The organism is Achromobacter sp. JUb104 (assembly GCF_024806975.1).
Taxonomy (GTDB): domain Bacteria; phylum Pseudomonadota; class Gammaproteobacteria; order Burkholderiales; family Burkholderiaceae_B; genus Achromobacter; species Achromobacter spanius.
Window position 1 is genome coordinate 392,711 of record NZ_JANUEY010000001.1, and the last position, 25,120, is coordinate 417,830.

General features: G+C 66.1%; 23 protein-coding genes. 9 read left to right on the forward strand and 14 right to left on the reverse strand.

Translation table 11 applies throughout. The features are described from left to right. Window positions 1–46 precede the first annotated feature (46 nt). The 3 genes from M2361_RS01845 to M2361_RS01855 form a co-directional block, all read right to left on the reverse strand. A complete protein-coding gene (locus M2361_RS01845; protein WP_172616223.1) occupies window positions 47–298 on the reverse strand; it encodes a hypothetical protein in 252 nt (83 codons plus the stop codon). 89 nt (window positions 299–387) lie between these two features. Then, entirely contained in the window at window positions 388–987 is a 600-nt protein-coding gene (locus M2361_RS01850; RefSeq protein ID WP_259245954.1) for a helix-turn-helix domain-containing protein, read from the reverse strand. Between the two features lie 197 nt (window positions 988–1,184). Continuing rightward, a complete protein-coding gene (locus M2361_RS01855) occupies window positions 1,185–1,958 on the reverse strand; it encodes an NAD-dependent deacylase (protein WP_259245955.1) in 774 nt (257 codons plus the stop codon). A gap of 215 nt (window positions 1,959–2,173) precedes the next feature. Between M2361_RS01855 and M2361_RS01860 the strand changes: the two genes are divergently transcribed. Both M2361_RS01860 and M2361_RS01865 read left to right on the forward strand, forming a co-directional pair. Next, the gene (locus M2361_RS01860; RefSeq protein ID WP_259245956.1) at window positions 2,174–2,803 is read left to right on the forward strand and encodes a cysteine dioxygenase; all 630 of its coding nucleotides are present in this window, start codon (window positions 2,174–2,176) and stop codon (window positions 2,801–2,803) included. A gap of 126 nt (window positions 2,804–2,929) precedes the next feature. Then, window positions 2,930–3,694, forward strand: a complete 765-nt coding sequence (locus M2361_RS01865; RefSeq protein ID WP_100856630.1) for an IclR family transcriptional regulator — start codon at window positions 2,930–2,932, stop codon at window positions 3,692–3,694. Here M2361_RS01865 and M2361_RS01870 read toward each other — a convergent pair. Next, window positions 3,603–5,270: an FAD/NAD(P)-binding protein gene (locus M2361_RS01870; protein WP_259245957.1), complete on the reverse strand. Its 1,668-nt coding sequence runs from the start codon at window positions 5,268–5,270 to the stop codon at window positions 3,603–3,605. The two genes, M2361_RS01865 and M2361_RS01870, sit on opposite strands and share 92 nt — an antisense overlap. Further along, on the reverse strand, window positions 5,267–6,232 hold the full coding sequence (locus M2361_RS01875) for a tripartite tricarboxylate transporter substrate binding protein (RefSeq protein WP_259245958.1): 966 nt from the start codon (window positions 6,230–6,232) through the stop codon (window positions 5,267–5,269). The genes M2361_RS01870 and M2361_RS01875 overlap by 4 nt, the downstream gene beginning before the upstream one ends. A gap of 276 nt (window positions 6,233–6,508) precedes the next feature. Between M2361_RS01875 and M2361_RS01880 the strand changes: the two genes are divergently transcribed. The 5 genes from M2361_RS01880 to M2361_RS01900 are packed head-to-tail and all read left to right on the forward strand — an operon-like array spanning window position 6,509 to window position 11,524. Continuing rightward, window positions 6,509–7,678 carry a CaiB/BaiF CoA-transferase family protein gene (locus M2361_RS01880; RefSeq protein ID WP_259245959.1) on the forward strand — a complete coding sequence of 390 codons (1,170 nt, stop codon included), beginning with the start codon at window positions 6,509–6,511 and terminating at the stop codon, window positions 7,676–7,678. After that, a complete protein-coding gene (locus M2361_RS01885) occupies window positions 7,675–8,394 on the forward strand; it encodes an enoyl-CoA hydratase/isomerase family protein (RefSeq protein WP_259245960.1) in 720 nt (239 codons plus the stop codon). Before M2361_RS01880 ends, M2361_RS01885 begins: the two co-directional genes overlap by 4 nt. Before the next feature lie 28 nt (window positions 8,395–8,422). Beyond that, window positions 8,423–9,256 carry a CoA transferase subunit A gene (locus tag M2361_RS01890; RefSeq protein WP_050448667.1) on the forward strand — a complete coding sequence of 278 codons (834 nt, stop codon included), beginning with the start codon at window positions 8,423–8,425 and terminating at the stop codon, window positions 9,254–9,256. After that, window positions 9,249–9,983 carry a CoA-transferase subunit beta gene (locus M2361_RS01895; RefSeq protein WP_259245961.1) on the forward strand — a complete coding sequence of 245 codons (735 nt, stop codon included), beginning with the start codon at window positions 9,249–9,251 and terminating at the stop codon, window positions 9,981–9,983. The genes M2361_RS01890 and M2361_RS01895 overlap by 8 nt, the downstream gene beginning before the upstream one ends. 14 nt (window positions 9,984–9,997) lie before the next feature. After that, window positions 9,998–11,524 carry a class I adenylate-forming enzyme family protein gene (locus M2361_RS01900; RefSeq protein WP_259245962.1) on the forward strand — a complete coding sequence of 509 codons (1,527 nt, stop codon included), beginning with the start codon at window positions 9,998–10,000 and terminating at the stop codon, window positions 11,522–11,524. A 118-nt stretch (window positions 11,525–11,642) separates the two neighbouring features. On the opposite strand, the gene M2361_RS01905 is transcribed toward M2361_RS01900, so the two are convergent. The 6 genes from M2361_RS01905 to M2361_RS01930 form a co-directional block, all read right to left on the reverse strand. Next, the gene (locus M2361_RS01905; protein ID WP_259245963.1) at window positions 11,643–12,545 is read right to left on the reverse strand and encodes a GntR family transcriptional regulator; all 903 of its coding nucleotides are present in this window, start codon (window positions 12,543–12,545) and stop codon (window positions 11,643–11,645) included. A 5-nt stretch (window positions 12,546–12,550) separates the two neighbouring features. Then, entirely contained in the window at window positions 12,551–13,603 is a 1,053-nt protein-coding gene (pdxA, locus tag M2361_RS01910; protein WP_050448674.1) for a 4-hydroxythreonine-4-phosphate dehydrogenase PdxA, read from the reverse strand. Further along, entirely contained in the window at window positions 13,600–14,817 is a 1,218-nt protein-coding gene (dtnK, locus tag M2361_RS01915) for a D-threonate kinase (RefSeq protein ID WP_259245964.1), read from the reverse strand. Before dtnK ends, pdxA begins: the two co-directional genes overlap by 4 nt. Then, the gene (locus M2361_RS01920) at window positions 14,814–15,806 is read right to left on the reverse strand and encodes a 2-keto-3-deoxygluconate permease (RefSeq protein WP_259245965.1); all 993 of its coding nucleotides are present in this window, start codon (window positions 15,804–15,806) and stop codon (window positions 14,814–14,816) included. The genes dtnK and M2361_RS01920 overlap by 4 nt, the downstream gene beginning before the upstream one ends. Window positions 15,807–16,002: 196 nt before the next feature. Beyond that, a complete protein-coding gene (locus tag M2361_RS01925) occupies window positions 16,003–18,075 on the reverse strand; it encodes a TonB-dependent siderophore receptor (protein WP_259249213.1) in 2,073 nt (690 codons plus the stop codon). Between the two features lie 293 nt (window positions 18,076–18,368). Beyond that, window positions 18,369–18,851, reverse strand: a complete 483-nt coding sequence (locus M2361_RS01930) for a MarR family winged helix-turn-helix transcriptional regulator (protein WP_259249214.1) — start codon at window positions 18,849–18,851, stop codon at window positions 18,369–18,371. Window positions 18,852–19,221: 370 nt separating this feature from the next. On the opposite strand from M2361_RS01930, the gene M2361_RS01935 reads away from it, so the two are divergent. Both M2361_RS01935 and M2361_RS01940 read left to right on the forward strand, forming a co-directional pair. After that, a complete protein-coding gene (locus M2361_RS01935; protein ID WP_404976341.1) occupies window positions 19,222–20,157 on the forward strand; it encodes a Bug family tripartite tricarboxylate transporter substrate binding protein in 936 nt (311 codons plus the stop codon). Window positions 20,158–20,165: 8 nt separating this feature from the next. Further along, the gene (locus tag M2361_RS01940; protein WP_259245966.1) at window positions 20,166–21,842 is read left to right on the forward strand and encodes a sulfatase-like hydrolase/transferase; all 1,677 of its coding nucleotides are present in this window, start codon (window positions 20,166–20,168) and stop codon (window positions 21,840–21,842) included. Between the two features lie 412 nt (window positions 21,843–22,254). On the opposite strand, the gene M2361_RS01945 is transcribed toward M2361_RS01940, so the two are convergent. Genes M2361_RS01945 through M2361_RS01955 form a run of 3 tightly spaced genes read right to left on the reverse strand, consistent with a single transcriptional unit; the run spans window position 22,255 to window position 25,070 of the window. Continuing rightward, window positions 22,255–23,952, reverse strand: coding sequence for an AMP-binding protein (locus M2361_RS01945; protein ID WP_259245967.1), 1,698 nt, complete (start codon window positions 23,950–23,952; stop codon window positions 22,255–22,257). Window positions 23,953–23,967: 15 nt separating this feature from the next. Beyond that, the gene (locus M2361_RS01950; RefSeq protein WP_259245968.1) at window positions 23,968–24,561 is read right to left on the reverse strand and encodes a chalcone isomerase family protein; all 594 of its coding nucleotides are present in this window, start codon (window positions 24,559–24,561) and stop codon (window positions 23,968–23,970) included. Next, window positions 24,525–25,070 carry a DUF4442 domain-containing protein gene (locus tag M2361_RS01955; RefSeq protein ID WP_259245969.1) on the reverse strand — a complete coding sequence of 182 codons (546 nt, stop codon included), beginning with the start codon at window positions 25,068–25,070 and terminating at the stop codon, window positions 24,525–24,527. Before M2361_RS01955 ends, M2361_RS01950 begins: the two co-directional genes overlap by 37 nt. Window positions 25,071–25,120: the final 50 nt, after the last annotated feature.

Genomic DNA, 25,120 nt, shown 5'->3' on the forward strand with positions numbered 1-25,120 from the left:
CCGCTTTTGTTTTGTCTGGTGCAAGGCGGATCGACGTCAGCCCGGATCAGCCACCCCGTCGTCGGTCCACCGCGGTCAACGAGACGCCGCTCTTGATCATCTTGTAGGCCTGGCCGCCCAACCAAGTGACCTTTTCGCCAGAGCTTGTGCGGCAGATGCAGTGCGTCTTGGGATCGAAGCGAGAGGTGCCCAACGCGGAATAGGCATCCAGGTCCGCAACGAAGCGCTCGATGCGATACAAGGTGCCGTCGGGCGATGTGACAAGCACATCGGTCAATCTTCTTGCGGTGCCGAGCATACTCAGTACCTCCACGGGCCGGCGGTGTTGCGGCGCCAAAGTGGTGTGGACGCTTCAGGGCGCCGCGCGTGCGCGATGCAGGCGCGGCACTACAGAAAACGGCCCCCAAACAATGAATCATCAAGTTGGTCGGGTGACACGCCCAAGGCCTCGGAGACTCGGTCCAGCACAATCTGTCGAGGGCGCGGGCGTGGCCGTTCCAATTCAATGTAAATGGAATGATCCACGCCAAGCCGGGCAGCCATATCAGCGGTAGTGATATTGAGGTGCTCGCGCCACGCGCGTATCAAACTCCAGTCGTTGCCGGTTTTTAGATTGACAACAGCTAGCGGTAAGGGGTTATGCCCTTGGGCTCGTCTTTTGTGCGGGCCGGCTGGGGCGGGGCCGTGTTTGCTCCGTTTGGCGGCGCCGCTTTTGCGGCGTTCGCTGGTCGGGGCCGTGACATCGGGTTCAGCGGTGAATATTGCGTCGCCGTTGGTTTGACGATATTGATTGCTTCCGATCCACGTAAGCGCCTCGCCGTTATCAAGCATGCATTCGCAATCCAAGTGGTAATTGCTGGGGATGCTCTCAAGTTTGGCGATGGTTGCCGTGGTCGTGGCGTGGCGCACAACACGGTGCAGCGTGCCATCCGACGCACGTACGAATACGTCGGGAAGTCTCCAGGAAAAAGGGATGATGATCTCCACGGTCGAAGCCACGATCGCCACTGTAGCCCGATGGCGACGCGGCGAGATTTGGGGTTTCCCCTCGACTGCTGCGCTAGCTCGTTTCTACTCGATGTGGGTCGTAAAGATCTTCACAAATGTTCACCAGGCTTATGCAAATTGCACGGCTATGCCAATTGCACAGCTATGCCAATTGCACGGCTATGCCAATTGCACGGCTATGCAAAAGCCGCCACCAGCACGCGCGGCATCACGTCGGCGGCCGCGCCATGCAGATTGCAATGCGCCTGGGCATCCAATGGCGTGACGTTCGGGTTCACCTGCACCACCGTCGCGCCCGCGGCCAGCGCGCGTTGCGGCAGTTCCGCGGCGGGGTAGACCAGGGCCGATGTGCCGATGCTGAAGAGCAGGTTGCATTGCTCTGCCGCGCGCAGCGCGATGCTCCAGGCATCGCCAGGCAGGCTCTCGCCAAACCACACCACGCCGGGCCGCACAGGCTGCCCACAGCGCGTGCAGGCGGGCGGGGCAATGCGCCGGCCTTCGTCGGGCTCGTCGGGCGCATTGTTGGCGTAGGCTTGCGGCGCGGCGCACACCGAGCAGCGCGGCGTGTGCAGGCTGCCATGCAGATGCACCACCTGCGTGCTGCCCGCGCGTTCGTGCAGGTCATCCACGTTCTGTGTGACGACCGTCAATTCAGGTACGTGGCGCGCCAGCGCCGCAATGGCATGGTGCGCGGCGTTTGGCGTGGCGCGCAGCACTTGCGCGCGCCGCCATTCATACCAGCCCCAGACAATATCGGGATGCGCGCGAAAGGCCTCTGGCGTGGCCAGCGCTTGCGCATCGAAGCGCGACCACAGTCCCGTCAAGGCGTCGCGAAAGGTGGCGATGCCGCTTTCGGCCGACACGCCGGCGCCTGTGAAAACCACGACACGCTGCGCGCTGCGCAACGCATCCAGCAATGCCTGGGGAATCTCGTGATGCGTGTTTTCCATTTCAACCCTTGAAGACAGTGCATACGCTGCGCGCCGTGGCCCGGGGCTGTCAAGCAGGGCGTTGCGTGATGTCGCGACCGAAGCACAAGGCCCGGCGTGCGCAAGCATCCCGAATGGTGGATACTGCTTTTCTTATCTGGGATTGCCACAACGATTGCCACAACGATTGCCCCAACGATTGCCCCAACGGTTGACCCAACCACAGGAGACCCGTGATGCCCGATTCTTCCGCCGGCCTGGACCGGCTGCGCCGCTTCATTGCCACCGCGACACGCTTGGCGACGCCGGACGCGCTAGCGCAAACGCCCGCGCTGCGCGATGCCTTTGCCGACCTGGTGCGCCACGACGACTGGTTGCCCGAAGACTGTACCGTGCCGCATCCGCAGTACTACCAGCAATACCTGCTGCACTGCGACCCCTTGGAGCGATTCTCCTTGGTCAGCTTTGTGTGGGGGCCGGGGCAATTCACGCCCGTGCATGACCATGAAGTGTGGGGCTACGTGGGCATGCTGCGCGGGGCCGAGATCAACCAGCGCTATGTGCGCCATGCCGACGGCCGCGTGCTGCCGGTGGGCGACGCCACCACCTTGCAACCCGGCGACGTTGAACGACTGTCGCCCGCCGAGGGCGACATTCACCGCGTCTCCAACGCCTTCCTGGATCGCGTGTCGATCAGCGTGCATCTGTACGGTGGCAATATCGGCGCGGTGTCGCGCCATGTCTATGACCCGGAAACGGGGCAGCCCAAGCCCTTTGTGTCCGGCTATTCGTCGCCCAGCCTGCCCAATCTGTGGGACCGGTCGGCGGCGGTGCGCGCGACCATTGCGGCCGGCAGCCAGGGGTAGCTCCCAAGCGCGTGGCTACACAGCGCGCCACACAGCGCACCACACAACGCACCACACCCGCCGCGCGTTGTTCGGCGGCCTTGTCTCGTGCTATGTTCGCGTCCTAAATATTAGGAAAAACACAAGATGGACAAGACACTGCTCAAGGGGCTGATGGTGTTGGAGGCGGTGACGGATGTGGACAATCCGCCGCGCACCATCGATGCCCTGGCCGCCCGGGTCGGCCTGACCCGCAGCAATACGCATCGCACTCTGCAAACCTTGATCCACGCCGGCTACGTCATCAAGGACGATGACGGCGGCGGCTACCGTGGCGCGGTACGGCTGTTTGAGTTGGCCGCGCGCCAGCTTGCGCAGTTGGACGTGCGCAAGCTGGCCGCGCCGTTCATGCGCACGCTGGCGGACCAGACGGGCGAGACGGTGCACTTGTCGGTGCTGGATGGGTTCGACGTCGTGTATGTAGACAAGATCGACAGCCCGCAACCCATCCGCGCCTACTCGATGGTGGGTGGACGCGCGCCCGCCTATGCCGTGGCCACCGGCAAGGCGCTGCTGGCGTATCAGCCCGAAGGCTATGTCGAGCGCTACGCCGATCAGCTTGTGCGCCACACGCCGTCCACCATCGTGTCCTTGCCCTTGCTGAAAGACGAACTGCGCAAGATCGCGCGCGCGGGCTATGCCGTGAACCGGGGCGAATGGCGCGAAGGCGTGGGCGGCCTGGCCGTGACCTTGTTCAATAGTCTTGACCAAGCCGTGGCGGCCGTGGGCATTTCCGGCCCCCTGGACCGCCTGAGCGCCGCTAGGATGAAGCAGTTGGCGCCGGATGTGTCGGCCTGTGCGCAGTCCATTTCGCAAGGGATGGGTTATCGGCGAGGCTATCTGAATCAGTGATTCTTGCCGGCATGGCAAGCGCCGTCGCAATACGCACCGCCTGGTCGCGCGCCAACCTGGCGTTGACATCCATGGACGTGGTCCAGAAGTACGTGCCGCCCGCCAGGCTGCCCAACACCGATACCTGGCCCAGCACCGCGTCCTGCGCGGTCTTCAGGCAACCCGTGTTGAAATCCAGCGCCAGGCCGCCGAACGGATCGGCGCGCGCATGGCCGTCGCGCAGCAGGGTTGAGATCAGCGGATCATCCGTGCGCGCCACGTCCACTGAAAAGCTGGTGGCGTTGATCAGGTAGTCGCTGCGCTGAGTGGTTTCGCCATTGGTGCCGCGTAGCCGGGTATGGAAACGGCCACCGGCCGGGTCATGGCCAGCGTCACGATATCGCGTATCCACATACCCCGCGCGCACCTGCAATTGGCCCGTCTTGAAGAGCGCTTGCAGCTTTAGCGCGTTGCGCATCGGGAACGTGGCGCGCCGCGCCATCCACAGCGCGCGCCAACGCGATTGAAAGCGCTGGCGTTCGGCATCCGGCATCAAATGCCACACCTGCTCCACCACCGCGTTAGTGGCGGCGGCCACGGCCTGCCAGGGGCGGGCCGCTTGCGATGAGCGGCGTATTTCTTCGTCCAGTGCGCGTTGCGCATCGGTGGCAAGGCCCATGATCTCATCCGCATCCAGCGCGCCATGCAGCGCCAGCACCTCGTCTTGCAGGGCGCCGGCTATCGCGTCCAGCGTCAGCGTGCCGCCCTGGCGCGCCGCCAAGCGCAGGATGCCTTCTTGGTTGAAATGGCGCAGCGCCGTCGGGGCCTGGTTGTGCGGGCTGCGTACCGAGGGCAGGCGGCCATTGCGCGACACACAAAGCAGGGGGCCGCGATGGCCCGATTGCTGTAAGGCGGCCACCGCGTCCACCGCGCTCAGGCTGGTGCCGACGATGCACACGGAGGCGTCCGGCGGAATCTCCCGCGCCAGGTCGGCTACGGGATACGGGCTGTTGAAATAGCCCGGCGCATCTTGCAAGGCAGGGAACGCCTGCGACGGCAGATTGCCGTTGCACAGCACGGCGTAGCGCGCCAGGCACGGCGCGTTGCCCTCGGCCTCGATTCGCACGCTGCCGTCAGCCAATGGCGACACGCGCTGCACGCGGCGTTGCACCTGGGCAAGCGCCACGCCTTGCGCCAGTGCCAGTTCGCGGCAACGCTCGTACACGGCGCGCATGTAGGCACCGAACAAGGGGCGCGGAAGAAAGTCCGACGGCGCAATTGCATCCACGCCATACCCCCGCAACCACGCAGCGTCCTGCGTACGCAGCCAGTCGACAAAGTCCATGCGCTGGTCCGCGCGCGCCGACATGTTGCCGGCGGGAATGTTGAGCAGGTTGCTGGGCAAGTCTTCCTGATACGCGCCGCCCGGGCCGCACACCGCTTGCGGTTCGAACACGGTGATGGCAAGGGGGCGCGCCGCGCTGTCTGCCTGCCACGACAGCAGCAACTGGTACAGGAAGCTGACGGCGACCGAGCCGCCGCCCACGATCGCCACGTCGGTGGCGATCGAACCCGGAGAGGCGTCAAGGGGCTTCATTTGGCGGACGACAGGCGCACCACGTCGGCCCAGCGGGCCACTTCTCGCTTCAGCACGCGGCTGGTGTCTTCTGGGGACGTGGCCACTGCATCGGCGCCCAGTTTCAACGCTGCTTGCTGCACGGATTCCATGGCCGCGGCCTTCTGCATGCCGGCCGACAGCTTGTCCACCACGGCGGGCGGCGTGCCGGCGGGCGCCAGCAGCGCGTAGGCGGTCGCCACGGAATAGTCTTTCACGCCTTGCTCCATCAAGGTGGGCAGGTCGGGCAAGGCCGTGGCGCGCTTGGCGGTGGTCACGCCCAACAAGCGGATCTTGCCGCTGGCCACTTGCGGCAACAGCGCCGGCAGGGTTTCGATGACCATGTCGATCTGGCCACCCAGCAAATCGGTAATGGCCGGACCGCTGCCGCGATACGGCACATGCATGAGCCGGGTGCCGGTCACCACCTGGAACAGTTCGCCGGCCATGTGCTGCGAGGTGCCGGGCCCGGCCGAGCCGAAGGTGATGGTGCCGGGCTTGCTCTTGGCCAGCGCAATCAATTCCTGCACGTTGTTGGCGGGCACCTTGCTGTTGACGGCCACCGCCATCGGCATGCTGGTAGCCATGGACACGCCGACGAAGGCGGTGGCGAAGTCGTAGCCAGGCTTGTCGGGCATAGCCGCATGGATGGCGTGGCTGCCCACGGCGCCCATCAACAGGGTGTAGCCGTCGGGGGCGGATTTGGCGACGTATTCCGCGCCGATCTCGCCGCCCGCGCCCGCCTTGTTTTCAACGACCACGCCTTGCCCCAGGAAGTCTCCCAGGTGCTGCGCGTAGATGCGGGCCGCGGCATCGGTGGCGCCGCCAGGCGGGAAGGGCACGACCATGCGGATGGGCTTGGTCGGCCAGGTCTGGGCCAGCGCGGGTCCGGCGGCCAGCGCCAGGACCGCGCCCGCCAGGGCAATGCGCCACGTTTGCTTCATGAATGTCTCCTTGGTGTGCCGGGCCGTCTTGCGCAGGGCGCGCCGCGGACCGTTTTTATAAATCCTAAAATATAGGATTCGAATTCCAATAAATGGTTTACGTAGAATTCCACAGGGTGATATGCTGGTCAACAATTAAGCGCAAGACCTAGGGATTGCACTAGGAACCACCGAGAAGGTGGCGCGAATTGCCTGGCATGATGCCATCCGGAACGCAGCGCACTTATACTGATTTGCTTATCCCAAATATTGAATTTTCATAATGAGAGGTCAGACATGACACCCAGTTCGGCACTGGCCGGCATCACCGTGCTGGAAATTTGCAACGTCGCGGCGGGACCGTTTTGCGGCATGTTGTTGGCGGATATGGGCGCCGACGTCATCAAGGTCGAAAACCCCGAGGGCGGCGATACGCTGCGTAGCTGGCCGCCCATCTCGGACGGCTACAGCGAGAATTTCGCGTCCTTGAACCGCAACAAGAAGTCGGTGACGCTGAACCTGAAAAACCCCGAAGACCTGGCCCTGGCGCGCGAATTGGCGCAGACCGTCGACGTGCTGATCGAAAACAATCGGCCCGGCGTGATGGATCGGCTGGGCCTGGGGTATGCGCAACTGCGCGAGGCCAATCCCAAGCTGGTCTATTGCTCGATCTCGGCCTATGGGCAGTCGGGCCCGCGTTCGCAGGAAGGCGGTTTCGACCTGACCATCCAGGCCATGAGCGGCATCATGAGCGTCACCGGCGAGGCCGGCGGCGAACCCGTGAAATGCGGCGTGCCGGTGGCGGATTTTTCGGCCGGCCTGTATGGCGCCTTCGCCATCGCGTCGGCCTTGCGTGCGGCCCAGGCCAGCGGGCAGGGCACGCACATTGATGTGCCGATGCTGGGCGCGACGCTGGGCATTGCCGCCTTGCAGACGTCGGAATTCTTCGGCAGCGGCAAAGACCCCGTGAAGCTGGGCTCGGCCCACCCGCGCAACGCGCCGTATCAGGCGTTCCGTTGCCAGGGCGGTTATTTCGGCATGGCCGCCGGCAACCAGGCGTTGTGGAAAAGCGTATGCGCCACCGTCGGGCGCGACGACCTGCTGGCCGACCCGCGCTTTACCGACACCAGCGCCCGCGCCCGTAACCAGACCGCCTTGCGCGAGATCCTGGAAGCCATTTTCGCCAACGATGACGCGCAGACCTGGCTGTCGCGCTTCCGTGCCGCGGGCGTGCCCTGCGCGCCGATCAACACCTATTCCGAAGTGCTGGCCGACCCGCAGGTGGAACACATGGGCTGGGTGCAGCCGGTTGAACTGCCCAACGGCGTGCAGACGCGCACCTTCGGTTTGCCTGTGCGCTTTGACGGCCAGACCACGGCGCTGCGCCTGCGTCCGCCCGCGCTGGGCGAGCACAACGACGAGGTGCTGGGCGCCTTGCGCGCGGCCAGGAAGGGAGCGGTGGCATGAGCGTGCTGCGTATCGACAAACAGGGCGCGCGGCATGTGCTGACGCTGACGCGCGCCGACAAGATGAACGCGCTGTCCGCCGAATTGGTGGACGCGCTGATCGCCGCCCTGGACGAAGCCGAGGCGCAGGGCGCCAAGCTGATCGTGCTGAAGGGCGAAGGCAAGAACTTCAGCGCGGGCTTTGATTTCGGGGATTGGCAATCGCAAAGCGAGGGCGACCTGCTGCTGCGCTTTGTGCGTATCGAGACCTTGCTGCAACGCCTGGCCGCGTCACCCTGCCTGACCGTGGCGCTGGCGCATGGCCGCAACTTCGGCGCGGGTGTCGATGTATTCGGCGCTTGCAAATGGCGCATCAGCGCGCCGGACGCCACGTTCCGCATGCCGGGCCTGAAGTTCGGTCTGGTGCTGGGCACGCGCCGCTTTGCCGCGCTGGTGGGTGCCGAGCGTGCCCGCGTGGTGCTGGAGCAGGCCGCCACGTTCAACGCGGAAGAAGCGTTGCGAGACGGCTTTGCGACCCGGCTTGCCGTGGCGCAGGAATGGCCCGATATCGAACAGCAGGCGTGGGACACGGCGCAGGCATTGACGGACGCCAGCCGCATTCAGCTCTACGCCGCGCTGTCGCAGGAAACGCCCGACGCCGATCTGGCGCGCCTGGTGCGTTCGGCGGCGGCGCCCGGCTTGAAGAACCGCGTGGCCGCCTATCTAGACGCGCGCTAACGGCACAAGAACCAGCAGGAGGAAGACAATGGCTTCAGGCTTCAATCAACCCAACAAGCAGTGCACGGTGGCCGAACTGGCCGCGCTGGTGCCCAATGGCGCGTCCATTGCGCTGGGCGGCAGCTTTCTGCACCGTGGGCCGTTCGCGTTCGTGCGCGAACTGATCCGGCAAGGCAAGCGCGACCTGGAACTGGTCAAGCAGTCGCCGGGATACGACGTAGACATCCTCTGCCGCGCGGGCGTGCTGCGCCGCGTGCGCGCGGGCATCGTCGCCATGGAAGGCAACTTCGGCCTGGCGCCGTGGTATCGCCGCGCCGTGGAACGCCGCGAGATCGAACTGGAAGAACACGCCTGCGCCAGCCTCACGGCCGGCTTGCGGGCAGCGGCGTTTGGCGTGCCGTTCCAGCCTTGCGGCGGGCTGCATGGCAGCGGCCTGCCGGAACTGAACGGCTGGGCCTGCCTGGACGACCCCTACGGCAGCGGCCAGAAAACCTATGTGGTGCCCGCCATCCGCCCGGACTTCGCGGTGATCCAGGCGTCTGAAGTGGATGCGTTGGGCAATGTGCGCGTGCATGGCACGGCGCATTGGGACCGCATCATGTCGCGGGCCGCCGGCAGCGTGCTGGTGGTGGCCGAGAAGGTCGTCGACAGCGCGGTGTTCGAGGCGCAGCCGGAATCCACGCTGGTGCCGTACTTCATGGTGCAGGCCTATGCAGTGGCGCCGGGCAGCGCCTGGCCGGGTTCGTGCTGGCCCGACTACGCCATCGACTATCCGGCGGTCGAGGCCTACATGGACAAGAACAGCGATCTACAAGCGCACCTGGCCGCCGCGCCCGAAGTGCAAGGGGGCAATCATGGCTGAACAATGGTCGGGCTTTTCCTACATCGTGACGAATCTGGCGCGCTTCATCCGCCCCGATGAAATCACCTTCAGCGGCGTCAATTCCACCATGCCGATGCTGGCCTGCCTGTTGGCCAAGCGCGCCTATGACTGGGACTTCGTCTACATCAACGTGGCGGGCGGCGTGAATCCACGCCCGTCGCAAATTCCCATTTCCAGTTCAGACCCGGTGCTGGCTGAACACACCGCGTCGATCTTCTCGAACGAAGACTTCTACGACCTGTGCACGCGCGGCCGCATGGACCTGACCTTCCTGGGCGCGGCGCAGATCGATGGCGCGGGCTGCGCCAACAACTCCTGCATTGGCGACTGGCATGAACCCAAGGTGCGGCTGCCTGGCGGCGGGGGCGGCGCGGTGATGCTGCCCACGGCCAAGCGCGCCTGCACGTGGCGCACCGAGCATTCGCGCCGCACCTTCGTGCCCAAGCTGGACTTCATGACGTCGTGGGGCGGCTTTCATGGGGTGGTGACGCCCATTGCCGTGTTCATCCAGCGCGATGGGCGGCTGGCGCTGCAATCGTGGCATCCGGAGTCCAGCTTGTCGGAAGTGCGTGAGCGCACCGGCTTTGAATTCGACGCGACCGGCGCCGAGCCCACCGCGCCGCCGACCGAGCAGGAAGCGCGCGCGCTGCGCGAGCTGGACGCGGACGGTCAGTTTGAACGCGACGCCGCCGTCGCGCTGCGCTAGGGAGGGAGGCCGACATGACGCTTTCCGAACCCACCTTGGTGGCGGCGTTTGCGCGCGCCTGGAGCCAGCCCGAATGGGCCGCGCGCCCCGCCATCGTCACGGCCGACACCACGCTGACTTATGCCGACCTGCACGGTCGCGTCGCAAACATAGCGGAAGGCTTGCGCGCGGCCGGGGTCGCGCCAGGCAGCTATGTGGCGGTGGCCATGGAGCGTTCGCTGGATCAAGTGTTGACGATACTAGGCGTGATGGCGGCGGGGGCGTGCCCCTGCCCGTTGGAGCCGAGGCTGTCGGTCGACGAAACGGCGCGGCGCGTGGCGGCGGTGGGTTTGACGTGGCTGGTGCATGACGAGGCCAACACGGCGACGGCGGCGGCCAGTGGCCTGGCGCCGTCGCGAGTGCTGACGGCGGCGAATGTCGCCAATGCCGCCCAAGCGAACAATGCGGGCAATGCGCGGACGCTCGATCACGCCACCGATATTTCGCCTGACGCCCCGGGCTTGCTGCTGTTCACCTCCGGCAGCACCGGCAACCCCAAGGGCGTGTTGCTCAGTCACCGGGGCTTGATCAACAATGCGCGCGGCGTGCTGGCGCATACCGGGCTGACGCCCGACGACCGGCTGCTGCACGTGATGCCGCTGCATCACACCAACGCGCTGAACAACCAGATCTTCGCGCCGCTGCTGGCCGGCGCCAGTGTGGCCTTGGCGGGCCGCTTCCGCGCGGACGACATGCCGGGGCTGTTGCGCGCGTTTCGTCCCACCATCATCACCGGCGTGCCGACTATGTACGCCCGCATGCTGGAACTGGAATTCGACGCGGCCTGCCTGGCGGGCCTGCGCTTTGCGCGCTGTGGATCAGCGCCTATCACCGAAGCGCTGCATCGGCGCATTGAAGCGTTCCTGGGCTGCCCGCTGGTGGTGTCCTACGGTCTGTCTGAAGCCACCTGCACGTCCACGATGAACCCGCCCGGCGCGCGCCGCCTGGGGTCGGTCGGCACGGTGCTGGCCGGGCAAAAAGTCACGCTGCGGCTGCCGGACGGGTCCGAGGCCACGCCCGGCGGCGAAGGTGAAATCTGCATCGCGGGCGACAGCCTGATGCTGGGCTATCTGGGCGTGGACAACGGCGACGATGGCGCGCCGACCTTGTTGCGCACCGGCGACCTGGGGCGCTTTGACGACGCGGGTTACTTGAGCATCACGGGCCGCATCAAGGACGTGATCATTCGTGGCGGCGAGAACATTTCACCTGCCTTGATTGAAGGCGTGGTGACGGGGCTGCCTTTCGTTGCCGCGTGCTGTGTGGTGGGCGCGCCGGATGATGACCTGGGCGAAGTGCCGGTGATTTTCGTGCAGGCGAAGGGCGAAGTCATGCCGGGCGCGGAGGATGCCGCTGCAATCTTGGCCGAGGTTCAGTCCAGACTGGGCCGCATCTACGTGCCGCGCGAGGTCTTGTGGGTGGAGCGCCTGCCGGAAAACGCGGTGGGCAAGGTGGATCGCAAGGCCTTGGCCAAGCAGGTGATGGCGGCAGCCAGTGCTTGAGAGGATGCGTAAGTGCGTAGGTGCGTAAGTGCCTGAGCGCCCGACCGTTCGAGCGCGTGAGAAGCCAGAAGCGTGTGTGGCGCGTCATCGGAATGACGCGCCCGTCACATCGGCGCGGTTAGGCCTGGCTGCGTAGCCGGGCCAGTTCCGCCGACAGTTCGGCGACCAGGGCTTCTGCCCGCGCCAGGGGATCGTGCTGCGAGGCCGACGCCCCGTCATCCATGTCAACCGACACCGACGCATCCTGCAAGCGCGGATGCACGCTTTCGTGGCCGTTGCTGACGTCCACGTCGAACACCAATTGTTCGGCGCGGTGCCAGGTGGTGAACCACTCCAGCGGCCGGTCGTGCTGGTCCATGCCCTGGCCTTGCAACATCAGCAAGGGCGTGCCGGCTTGCGTGTCCAGCAGCTTGGCCAGCTTGGCGTCGGCGGCAACCGCGCGGATCTGATTGCGACCGGCGCCGGGGCGCAGGCCAAAGCGGCGCGTCAACACGCCGTGCAGGGAAGCATCGGTCAGGTCTTCGGCGCGCAGGCCGGGTACCACATCGACGGGCAACCACGTGCGCACATAGGCCAGCGGCGCGTCGGCCACGTGGCGCAGGCGTTCCAACATCAGCAATTTGGATGTGCCGAAAAACGCGGCCACTTCAGCGGGCGGTTCGGCGCGCGCGAAGGCCAGCACGCGCGTCTGCAAGGCCACGCCGGACTGCGCGAATTGCTCGTACAGGCCGGTGGACCGCTGCACCAGCCGGCGATGTTCCTGCTGCGCGGCAACCGTGGCGGGGCGTCCGCTTTCGCGTTGGATCAGCCCCTCGGTGGCCAGCGCGGCAAGCGCCTGGCGCACCACGCTGCGCGCGACGCCAAAGCGTACGCACAGCGCGGCTTCGCTAGGCAGCACGGCGCCCGCCGCAAGCTTGTTCGACCGGATGAACCCTCGCAGCAGGGTCGCCACCTGGGCGTGCAGCGGGATGTCGCCTGAGCGATCAAGCGTGGGCAATGCGTCGTGCGTGGCGGGCGCCATGGAAATCAACCTCCGGTTTGTGCCCGCGCAGTTTCCCATACATGCGTCCAGCCCGGGGCCAGATGCGCGGCGCGCTCGGCGGCCAGGATCAGGCTGTCTTCGCGGGCGATGCCCTTGCCCGCGATGTCGAACGCGGTGCCGTGGTCCACGGACACGCGCACGACGGGCAGGCCCACCGTGATGTTGACGCCGTCATCGCCATACACGGCCTTGAAAGGCGCGTGGCCCTGGTCGTGGTAGCAGGCGATCACGAATTGCCACTTGCCGCGCACGGCTTGCGGGAACAGGGCGTCGGCCGGGATGGGGCCGGCGGCCAGGATGCCGGCCGCATTGGCTTCGGCCACGGCGGGCGCCAGGATGTCGGCGTCTTCGCTGCCGAAGATGCCGTTTTCGCCGGCGTGCGGGTTCAGGCCCGATACGGCCACGGGTTGGTCGCCCCGGCCCAGCGCCTTGGCGAACGAACCCGCCAGGCGCAGCACGGCGCGCATGCGCGTGGGCGTCAGGTCTTCAATGGCTTGGCGCAGCGACACGTGGGTGGTGGCGTGGAAGATGTAGAGGTCGCCGGCCGACAGCACCAGCGAGAAGGTCTTCACGCCGAACTCATGGGCCAGCAGTTCGGTGTGGCCGGGCCACTTGTGGCCGGCGGCGTGCATGGCGGCCTTGTTCAGCGGCGCGGTCACGATGCCGTCGACTTCACCGGCGCGCGCCAGGGCGCAGGCGGTGGTGACGAAGCGGACCGAACCGTCGCCCGCGTCGGCGCTGATTTCACCCAGCTTGACGTGAGCCAGCGACGGGCCGGCTTGCAGCACTTCGATCGTGCCGGGCGTGTTGGAACAGTCGGCCGCGCGGTCCAGCTTCTTCACGATGGCGGGGTCGCCGCCCAGGTTGCGCACGGCGTTAACCATGACGTCGACATCGCCGACCACCAGCAGGCGGGCCTTTTGGCGCAGTTCGTCGTGGCCCATCAGCATCTTGGCCGTGATTTCCGGCCCGATGCCGGCCACGTCGCCCAGGGTGACGGCCAGCAAAGGCAGCTTGTTCGGTTGGGGTTGTGTCATCGCTTGAATCTCCTGTCGCGGATCGCGCGCACGGCGCGAACCAATACGTCTTCGGTGCCAAAGCCGCCGGCCTTGGTCACCACGGGCAGGCCCGCGGCCGTGCCTCCGGTCAGCGTGCCTAGCGGCACGCCACCCATTACTTCATCCACCAGCGCGATACCGCTGGCATTCAGCGCCACCAGCACGCTGCGCGCGCCGTCGCCGCCCGTGGCGACCACACCGGCCGCGCGCGAGGTGGCGATCAATTGCGCCGCCAGGCTACCCAGGCGGTCAGCCACTTTTTCCGAATCCAGTCCTTCCAGTTGCCCTTCGGGCGCCAGCAGCAGTACGGTGCCCGCTTCGGCGGGCGCCTTGGCGTGGGCCTGCAGCAGCGGCTGGCTCCAGGCTTGCCAGGCGGCGTCGTCGGCCAGTTGGGCAAGCGACGGCGTCCAGGTGTCTGCGCCCGAGGCTTGCAGCGCGGCGGCTTGGGCGCGCGCCGCGCTGTGCTGCGACGTCACCACGACCACGACGGGCGCGGTCTGGTCGGCGCCGGCCCACACGCGGGCCAGCGGCACGGCCAGGCCGCCCGCGCCCACGGGCAGGGCGTGTTCGCCCAGCAGGCCGATGGCGCGGGCCAGGCGTTCCAGGTCGGCATCGGTGCTGGCGTCCACCACCACCGTGTTGCCGGCCTGCCGGATGCGCGCGGCAAGCGTGTCGGGCGTGTCGCCGTCTTGCGCCGCCACATGGGCGCAGCCCAGCAGGGTGGGGATATGGCTTTCCGTCACCGGGGTCACCGGGTCGGTGGCGGCGGACGTCTCGGTGACCGGCTTGCCATTCACCAGCAATACGCCCTGTTCCACGGTACGACCGGTGGCGGGGAACGCGGGGCAGATTACCGCCACCGTGTCCGGGCCCCAGGCATCGCGCGCGGCGTCGATCTCGGCCTTGAAGGCGCCGCGCAAGGTGGAGTCCACCTTCTTGTACAGGCGCGATACGCCGGCGGCGCGCAGTTGGCGCACGTTCTGTTCAATGACGCGGGCGGCGTCAGCGGCGGGCAGGGCGCGGCTGTGCGTCGTGACCGCCAGCACTTCGACGCCTGCGGTAGCCGGGCCGGCCAGCGCTTCGTCGGCGCCGCCGATGGACAGGTGCGTGGTCCAGCCAGCGCGCACAAACTGCACCGCGGTATCGCCGGAACCGGTCAGGTCATCGGCGACGATGGCGATGGTGGGCGTCAAAGCGCCTCTCCGCGCGCACTGGCCAACGTGGGCGCGGCGCTGCTGTCCGGATCGGCATCTTCGGACTTGAGTTCACCGGCGCGCTTGAGGAAGTACGAGGCCAGCATCGGCGCCAGGATCGAACTGATCAGCACGCAGGCGGCAACCTGCGCGGTGGCGGTCGACACGTACTGCTGGAAGTTGGGGTCGGCCGCTGCGACCACGGCGGGCGTGGCGATGGCGTTGCCGGCGGTCGTGCCCGCCGCGAAGCCCAGGCCGCTCTTGCCGCCACGACGCAGAATCAAGCGATAGCCCAGGTAGACCAGGCCGCCGGTGATGGGGCTGATGATCAGGCCCAGGATCAGGCCGCTCATGCCGCCGCTGACGACCGCGCCCAGGTTGATGCCGGTGCCCAGCGCGAAGGCGAAGAACGGGATCACGATGTTGGGCACGGGCTTGAGCACGTCGCGCCACTTCGGATCCAGGTTGCCGACCACCACGCCCAGCAGGAACGGCACCAGCGCCGCCACCAGGGCAATCATCGGAATGTCGGCCAGGCCCGAGGCGCCCAGGAACAGCAGGCTGAAGAAGGGGCCGTCGTTGACCGCGCTGGCGACGTAGGCGCCGCGGTCGCGGGCGTCACCGTACTGGCCGGTGTAAGCCAGCCACAGGCCGCCGTTGCTGTTGTCGAACGCGGCCAGCAAGGCCAGGATCGACACGCCCATCACGCCGTCCAGGCCCACATAGCTCCCCAGGATGATGATCAGCGTGGCGGGCACCAGCGTCTTCATCAGCAGCAGGGTGCCGGCGGTAGCCAGGATGGGGCCGCCGGTGCGGGCGTTGACTTGCGTGCCGGTCGCGAAGATCAGCAGGGCGATCAGCGGCAGGGCGCTGTTCTTGAAGAGAGCGGTGGTGAAGCCGCCGATGGCAAGCGCATCAGGGGCGAAGGTGCCGATCAGGGAACCCAGGATCAGCGGCACGAGCATCAATCCACCAGGGATTTTCTGCATGGTGCCAAAAAATGGCGAACGGGAAGAAGCGGTGGTCGACACTTGCGTAAGTCTCCAGGACGGTTCTGGTGGATTGCAGACGTTCGTGGGCGCGTCTGTCAGTGGGGGTTGAAAAACCGCTAGTGTACACCTGTACGTACTGCCTGTACGTACAGGTATCCCCGTCCTGGAGGGCGGCGGCCTGCGCCGTGTCAGATCAGAATCGGTACGTCCCGCTCAGCATGACGGTGCGGCGCGCGCCGTAGAAGCAGTCGCCACGGTCCAGGCAGACCGTTTCGTAGGTGCGGTCGGCGATGTTGTTGACGTTCAAGGCATAGCGCCACGGGCCATTGTCGTAGCTGACCATGGCGTCGAACAGCGTGACCGCGGGCGTTTCCGGTGCGCCGCCGTCGCGGAAGGCCGTCAGGTAGCGCACGCCCGCGCCCACCGCGAAGCCGGGCTGGCCGGCCAGCGCAAAGCGGTACTTGCTCCACAACGACGCCATGTGTTTGGGCAAGCCTTCCAGTTGCGGGTCGACATCGGTGTAGATGTAGTTGGCGATCACGTCCACGTTCTTGGTGACGCGGCCACGCAGCTCCAATTCAACGCCGCGCGTGCGCGTCTTGCCGGCCTGGAGCTGGTTGTTGGGGTTCTCGGGGTCGTTGGTCTGGCGGTTTTTTTCGCGCAGGTCGTAGGCGGCGGCGGTGAATTCGATGTCGGCATCGCGGGGCATGTACTTGATGCCGGCTTCGACCTGTTTGCCGCGCATGGGCTTGTAGCGTTCGTTGTAGAAGTTCGACCCGGCAATCGGCGTGAACGATTCGCTGTAGCTCAGGTAGGGCGACCAGCCATTGTCGGCCGCGTACATCAGGCCGAAGCGCTTGGTGGTGGCGTAGTCGGTTTCCTTGTCCTGGCCGTCGATGCGGTTGTCGGCGCGGTCGCGGCGGATGCCCGCCAGGAAGATCCAGTTCTGGTCGAACTTGATCTGGTCTTGCGCGTAGAAGCCCAGTTGCTGCTGCTTTTGCTTGGGCGTGTCCGACAGCTCGTATTCCGGCCGGTTGCCGTACACGGGGTGGTACAGGTTCAGCGGCGCGCCCAGGCCAGAGGCCGTCTGGCTGGTTTCGCGGTAGTGCGAATAGTCCATGCCCAGGATGACGGTGTGCTCGGTGCGGCCCCAGTTGAGCTTGCCCTCGATGTTCTGGTCAGCCAGCAGCGTGCGCATGCGCGGCTTGTTGACGTAGAAGTAGCGGTCGGTGGTGGTCTGGTTGGCGTCAATATAGGAATCGCCCCGGCGCGCGCCATACACGTTGGGGTACAGCGATTGATAGTCGACGCGGCTGACGGTGTTGCGGAAGTTCTGGCGGAATTTCCAGGTGTCGTTGAACTGGTGTTCAAACAGCCAGCCCACGCTGAATTGCTCGGTGTCGTAGGCGTCCCAGCCCGGTTCGCTGACGAAGCGGCGGGTGGGAATGCGGCCGTTCGGGTTTTCTTGTACCGACCCGCTCCAGGGCAGGAATGACTGCGTGGTGCCGGCCCTGTCCTTTTGCCACAGCGCCTGCAAGGTCAGCGACGTGGCGGCGCTGGGCTGCCACGTGAGTGACGGCGCCAGCATCAGGCGGTCGTCCTGCGCGTACTGCACCTGGGTGTCGCTGTCGCGGCCTACGGCCACCACGCGGTACAGCCATTGGCCGTCTTCGGTCACGGGGCCAGTCAGGTCCGTATGGATCTCGCGGCGGTTGTCGTTGCCCAGCACCACGCCGATTTCGCGTTGCGCTTCGGCCTGCGGACGCTTGCTGACCAGGTTGACGATGCCGCCGGTGCTGCCCTGTCCGTACAGCATGGACGAGGGGCCGCGCAGCACCTCCACGCGCTCCATGCCATAGACCTCGGTGCGCGGGTTGTTTGAATTGAAGAACTGGCGCAGGCCGTCCAGGTATTGCGCCGGTTCCGTGCCACGGACGCGGACGTAGTCGCCGCGGTTGTCCACGCCATACGCATTGGGCCGCACGCCGGCGGCGTAGTTCATGGTGTCCTGCACGTTCTGGGCGCCCTGGTCCACGATCTGGTCGCGCGGAATCACCGTGATGGCCTGCGGCGTTTCAGACAGGGGGGTATCGGTCTTGGTGCCGGTGGCGCTGCGCTTGGCCACGTAGCCGACGACCGGGCTGGTAGCGGTTTCGGCCGTGCCGGTCACCTGCACGGCGGGCAGCACGGTGGTAGGGGTGGTGGCGGGGGCGGTTTGGGCGTGGGCGGTGGCGCCCAGGCAGGCGGCGAGCGCGGCGGCGGGCAATAGGGTCTGCTGGCGCGCGCGGTGGGCGGCCCGGGTCGGGTGGCGTTTCAAGTGAGTTCCCCTGCGACGTGATCGCCGCTGATTACATATAGGAATGGCAACGATAATTATTATTAATTGAGCCGTGCTCGCGCGCCTAGCCACGCGTCCCATCCCAGATGTAAAAAAGGCCTGCAAAACGTGCCGGCCGACGCCTTCGTGTCTGTAAAAGCCTTTTCTTTCAGCGGCTTGGCGATAGGTTTTCAGGCCGCCCTTGCCCGGCCGCGTTGTTGGCCCGGCGCGACACACCCGGCTTACGCATACTGCGCACGCCGGGTTCCTCCTTCGCGGCGGCTGGCCTTGTCCGCCACGATATTGTCTTCGGCCATGCGCCGCCCGCGCTGCTCGATGCGGCCCAGAAAGTCGCGCAGCAGGGCGACTTCGGCTTCGTTCAAGTCCTGCACCAGCAGCTCGTTCAGCCGCAAGACCTCGGGCAGCAGCGCCTGATAGCGGGCCAGCCCCTCGGCCGTGGCTTCGACCCGCACGACGCGGCGGTCGGCGCTGTCGTGCAGACGGCGCAGCCAGCCTTTTTGGCACAGCGCGCCCAGCGTGCGCGACGTGCGGGCCAGGTCCAGCTTGGCGGCGGCGGCCAGCTCGGCCGAGCTCATGATGCCGCCTTCGATAGCGCAGGCCAGAATGCGCCATTCGCGGCGCGTGATGCCGAAACGGCCTTCGCATAGGCGCACGAAGACCGGGTTGGACTGCGACCATGCCTGGTACAGCCGGTACATCAGCATGTCGGCCAAATGGGGAGGCGGGTCCGATGGGAGCTGGCCCGGGGGCTGAGCTTCGGGCTGACCTGATTCGGCTGATTCGGGCTGACCTGACCGGGGTTGGGCTGACGGGGGCAGACCGGATGTCGGTTGGGTTGGCATGGCGTCTCCTCCTTGCCGCGGCGCGGGCCGCGTCTTGCACGGTGCGTGCTGCATATCGTTATTGAAAGTCCTGGATTAGATCAAGCAACGGCCGCGTTGCTAAATTGATTCTGCTTATTTGGATTTGGCCAGGCAGAAAGAACCATAACCGACAGCAGGCCACTGTCCCCAGGAGAAGACGATGCATCAATGGACCAAGGGGTGGATAGCAAAAGCCATCGTGGCCACGGCCATGGCGGGGGGGGGCTCGCTGGCCTGTGCGCAGCAGGCGCCGCTGGACGGCACCTTGACGCTGGTGGTGGGCTACCCGCCAGGCGGCAGTTCCGACCGCATTGCGCGGCTGGTTGCCGACCGCTTGAAGGACCGCGTGGGCGTGCCCGTGGTGGTTGAAAACAAAACCGGGGCAGGCGGACGCATCGCGGCCCAGGCGCTGCATGCGGCGCCGGCTGGGCAGAACGTGCTGATGCTGGCCAACCCCGCGGTCATGGTCGTGGCGCCGCTGGTCTATGCCCAGCCCGGGTATGACGCCAAGCGCGACTTCACGCCGGTGTCGCTGGTCAGCCGCTACAAGTTCGCGCTGGCCGTGCCAGCCAGCTCGCCCATCAAGGACGTGCCCGCCCTGCGCGAGTGGTTGCGCGCCAACCCCAAGCAGTTCACGGTCGGCGTGCCGGCCACCGGCAGCCTGCCGCACTTCTTCGCGCTGATGCTGGGCCGCGAGATCAAGCAGGAACCCGAAGTGATCGGCTATCGCGGGTCCGCGCCGTTGATATCGGAACTGATCGGCGGCATCCTGCCGCAAGGCATCGACACGCTGGACACCCTGCTGCCGCAGCACCGCGCCGGCAAGATCCGCATTCTTGCCACGTCCGGCGACACGCGCGACGCGGATCTGCAAGACGTGCCCACCTTCAAGGAAAGCGGCGTGGACCTGGCCGCCGACGGTTGGAACGCCTTCTTCGCGCCCGCCGCCATGCCCAAGGCCAAGGTGGATCGACTGGGCGCGGACATTGCCGCCATCCTGCGCGAACCCACCATGGAAGAAGCCGTGCGCGCCGTGTTCCTGGAACCGGTATCGCAGGACGCGGCGGGTACCGCCGGCGCACTGGACGCCTACCGCAAGCAATGGGAACCGGTGGTGCGCGACTCCGGCTTCACGGCCACGCAATAGGGGCGGCAATGAGCACGGTGCAGAATGTGTTGTTCATCATGGCCGACCAGTTGCGGGCGGATCACCTTAGCTGCTATGGCCATCCCTATTTGCAAACCCCCAGCCTGGATGCGCTGGCGGCGCGCGGCGTGCGCTTTGATCGCGCCTTTGTGAACTCGGGCGTGTGTGGTCCGTCGCGCATGAGCTACTACACGGGCCGCTATCCGTCGCGCCACGGGGCTACGTGGAACCGCGTGCCGCTGTCGGTCAACGAGATCACGCTGGGCGAGTACCTGGCGGGGCAGGGGCGCGAGCTGGCCCTGGCCGGCAAGACCCACATCATTCCCGACAAGGCCGGCATGGAACGCTTGGCCATCGACGGCGCGTCCGAGCTGGGCGTGCTGCTCAGCCGGGGCGGCTTCACGGAACTGGACCGCTACGATGGCCACCACACCCCCGGCCAGGAAAGCGGCTACCCGGCCTTTCTGCGCCGCCACGGCTACGACAGCGCCGACCCCTGGACCGACTACGTGATTGCCGGCGTGGACGCCAACGGACAGATCGCCAGCGGCTGGAACATGCGCAACGTGCATCTGCCGTCGCGCGTGGCCGAAGCGCATTCCGAAACCGCCTACATGACGGATCAGGCGCTGGACTTCATGCAGCGCCGTGGCAGCCAGCCCTGGGTGCTGCACCTGAGCTACGTCAAGCCGCACTGGCCCTACATGGCCCCGGCCCCGTACCACCAGCGCTATACCGCCGATCAATGCCTGCCCGTGCGGCGCAACCAGGAAGAATTGGCGAACGCCCACCCCGTGGTCGCCGCCTATCGCCAGCAGGAAGAGAGCGTCAGCTTTTCGTCGGACGAATGCGTGCGCGTGGTGCGGCCGGCGTATCAAGGGTTGATCCGGCAACTGGATGATCATCTGGGCCGATTGTTCGACTACATGGAAGGCGCGGGCTTGATGAAGAACACGCTGATCGTGTTCACGGCCGACCACGGCGACTTCCTGGGCGACCACTGGCTGGGCGAAAAAGAACTGTTCTACGACACCGTGCAGCGTGTGCCGTTCATCGTGATGGACCCGTCGGCGGCGGCCAACGCCACGCGCGGGCAGGCCTTGAACGACATGGTGGAAAGCGTGGACGTCGTGCCCACGGTGCTGCGCGCATTGGGCACGCCCGGACCGTCGCATCGGCTGGAAGGCAGGGAACTGCAAACGCTGCTGCATGGCCGAGGAGGTGGCTCTGCATTCGGTACCGGATCGAGTACTGCATCCAGCATTGCATCCGGTACGGTATCCGGCGCTGCATCCGGCGGTGCATACGGCGGTGCATACGGCGGTGCATCCGCCACGGAATGGCGCGACTGTGTGTTCTCGGAACTGGACTACAGCTTCCGCCAGGCCCGTATCCTGCGCGGCAAGACGCCACAGAATGCGCGGGCCTGGTCGGTGCGCACGGACCGCTGGCGCTATGTGTACTGGCTCGACGAGCCCGAGCAGCTCTTTGACCTGCACGCCGACCCGGATGAGTTCCAGGACCTGGGTACCAGTAGCACGCATGCGGCGATACGGCTGGAACTGCGCCAGCGCCTGTTGGACTGGATGCTGCGCGGCAAGCGGCGCACCACCATCAGCGACGAGGCCGTGGAAAAAGCCACCAACGCGCATAAGCGGGCGGGGGTGTTCTTCGGGCAGTGGTAGCGAGGGTAGGGGCCTGGAAGGCGGCCAAGATGCCCGGAACCCACAACGCCGATCGCGCGGAACCCGTCTTGAAATGGTTGCTATGTGGGAAGGCTGCGGAAGAATTGGGGTGCTGCTTGATGGGTTTCGCGCGATCGGCGGTTCGTTCTTTTTGTTGCTTTGCCGCGCTCCACCCATCCTACCTGCGACGGGTGGCGCCCGTAGGATGGGTGCAGCGCGGGAAGGTCGTGCCCAGAACGCCTGGCGCTGATCGCGCGGAACCCATCTTGCAGCGGTAGCTATGTGGCAAGTCTGCGGAAGAATGGGGCGCTGCTTGATGGGTTTCGCGCGATCGGCGGTTTCGTTCTTTTTGTTGTCTTGCCGCGCTCCACCCATCCTACTGCTACGGCTGGTGCAAAAGCCGTTGGGTTGTTCAACTTTGACCCACGCTTTGCTTTTCCGACTGCGGGGCGGCCTCGGGTTTCAATTCCCGGCGCAGGATCTTGCCTACGTTGGTGCGCGGCAAGTCATCGCGGAACTCTACCTGGCGCGGCACCTTGTAGCCCGTCAGTTGCGTGCGGCAATGCGCGATCAGCGTTTCGGCATCCAGCGTGGGATCCTTGCGGATCACATACAGCTTGACCACTTCGCCCGAGCGTTCGTCCGGCACGCCGACCGCGGCCACTTCGCGCACGCCGGGATGCAGCGCTGCGGCGTCCTCGACCTCGTTGGGGTACACGTTGAAGCCGGACACCAGGATCATGTCTTTCTTGCGGTCGATCAGGAACACGTAGCCATCCTGATCCACGTAACCGATGTCGCCCGTGCGCAGGTAGCCATCCGCGTACATCACCAAGGCGGTTTCGTCGGGACGGTTCCAGTAGCCCTGGGTAACCTGCGGACCGCGCACGCAGATCTCTCCCGTTTCGCCCACGCCCAGTTCCACGCCTTCATCATTGCGGATGGAGATGTCGGTGGACGGCACCGGCAGGCCGATCGACCCCGTGAACGCCTTGACGTCCAGCGGGTTGACGGTGACGGCGGGCGAGGTCTCGGTCAGGCCGTAGGCCTGCGCCAGCGACTTGCCCGTGACCGCGCGCCAGCGGTCGGCCACGGCGCGCTGCACCGCCATGCCCCCGCCCATCGTCAGACGCAGGCGTGAGAAATCCAGCTTGGCGAAGTCGGGATGATTCAGCAGCGCGTTGAACAACGTGTTGACGCCGGTGAACGCCGAAAACGGCACCTTGCTCATCTCCTTGATCAGCCCGGGAATATCGCGCGGATTGATGATCAGCAGGTTGCTGGCGCCGATCTTCATGAACGTCAGGCAGTTCGCCGTCAGCGCAAAGATGTGATACAGCGGCAAGGCCGTGACGATGCACTCTTCGCCATCCTTGACCAGCGGCTTGATCCAGGCGTGCGCCTGGTTCAGGTTCGCCACCAGATTGCCGTGCGACAGCATCGCGGCCTTGGCCACGCCGGTGGTGCCGCCCGTGTATTGCAGGCAGGCCAGGTCGCGCTGGCTCAGCGGAACTTCGGTGAATGGCGCCTGGCGGCCCGCGCGCAGCGCATCGCCCAGGCGCACGTGGCCGGGCAGCGACCACGCCGGCACCATGCGCTTGACGCGACGGATCACGAAGTCCACCAGCCGGCCTTTAAGCGGGCCCAGCATCTCGCCAATGGACGTTACCAACACGTGTTCGACCGTGCTCCCAGGCAGCGCCTTCTGCACCGTGGCCGCGAAGTTGTCCGCCACCACGATGGCGCGCGCGCCCGAGTCCGCCAACTGGTGTTCAAGCTCGTGCGCCGTGTAAAGCGGATTGCAGTTGACCACGATACAGCCGGCGCGCAAGGCGCCGAACAGGCAGACGGGGTATTGCAGCAGGTTGGGCATCATCAGCGCGATGCGGTCGCCTTTGCCCAGGCCATTCGCGTGCAGCCAGGCGGCGAAGTCGCGCGTCAGCCCGTCCAGTTCGGCGTAGCTGATGGACTTGCCCATGCTCAGGTACGCGGGTTTGTCCGCGTAGCGGCGGCAACTGTCCCGCACGACCGAGACCAGCGTGGTGACGCCGTCCACCTCGATCTCCGCGGGAACGCCTGCGGGATAGCTCTTGTGCCAGATTCGTTCCATCGTGTGCGGTTCCGCCTAGTTGCCCAGCAGGGCATTCTTCAGGGAAGTCTGCGCGGGCTTGTCGCCCAGCCAGACGCGGAGCAAGGCGCGCGCGAAATCGGGGTTGTCGACGCGGCCCCGGTGCTTGCCATTGTGGGTCACGGCCACGCCTTGGGCGTCGAAGTCCACGTCGACCACATCGCCCTCGCGGGCAATGCCCAGATCGGCCACCAGGCTTTTCAGGCGGTCCGCCGACGCTTTCAGCGTGGCTAGTTCCGCAGGCGGCGTGTTGTCGCGCAGGCCGTCTTGCAGCGCCTCGTCCAGGCTTTCGCTGTCCACGTCGCGCAGCAGTTGCAAACGGATGCGGCGCGGTTCGGTGCTGTTGATCACCGCCGTGGCGTCCCGGCTTTTCGTGGTGACGTACAGCGCGGCCACGTAGACCTTCACGACGAATCGGGTGCGCAGGCCCGCGCCGTTGAGCACCAGCGCGCGGCCGCCTTCGGTCATGTGTTCCGGCACGCGCTGGCCGGCGACTTCCATGTCGGCGGCGAACGTGGGCGCAGCAGCCGCCAGGCTGGCGGCAAGGATCAGGCTCAGGGCGGGGTATCGCCCTCCAGAGATGCTTTGCATGAGTCTCCTCCTGTGTTCTTTTGCTTGTAGAACTTCTTGTCCGCGATATAGATCGTGCGTTCCACCACGGCATACACCACGCCGTCCTTGTCCTTCAATTCCACCGTGTACGTGCGGGTGGTTTCGTGGTCGCGCGCGAGTACGCCGCGTATCTCCGCGATTTCCCCGGGTGGCAGCCGGAAGTCGGCATACAGGGTCGTGTAGGCCGGCTTGCGAAAGCGAATCGATGCCGCCTTGTCCCACACGATGTGGTCCGGGCCCAGCGCCGACATCAGCATGGTGGGGTGGGCGCCGTCCGTCACCGCGAACAGCGACCCGCCGTACATCGAGCCCACGATATTGCGCGTGCGCCGCAACAGCGGCAGCTTGATGCGGATGTGCTGGAAGTCCGGCGACACATGCATCACGCGGCCGCCGGTGGCGCGAAACGCCGGATGCAGGTTGAAGCCCACCCGCATCAGGCGCGCGCGCCATTCCGGCGACAGGTTCTTGAACCAATAGGGCTTCATGCTGGGCATGCCGGGTTATGTCGCACGGTGGTTTTGCTGGGTTGCGCCAG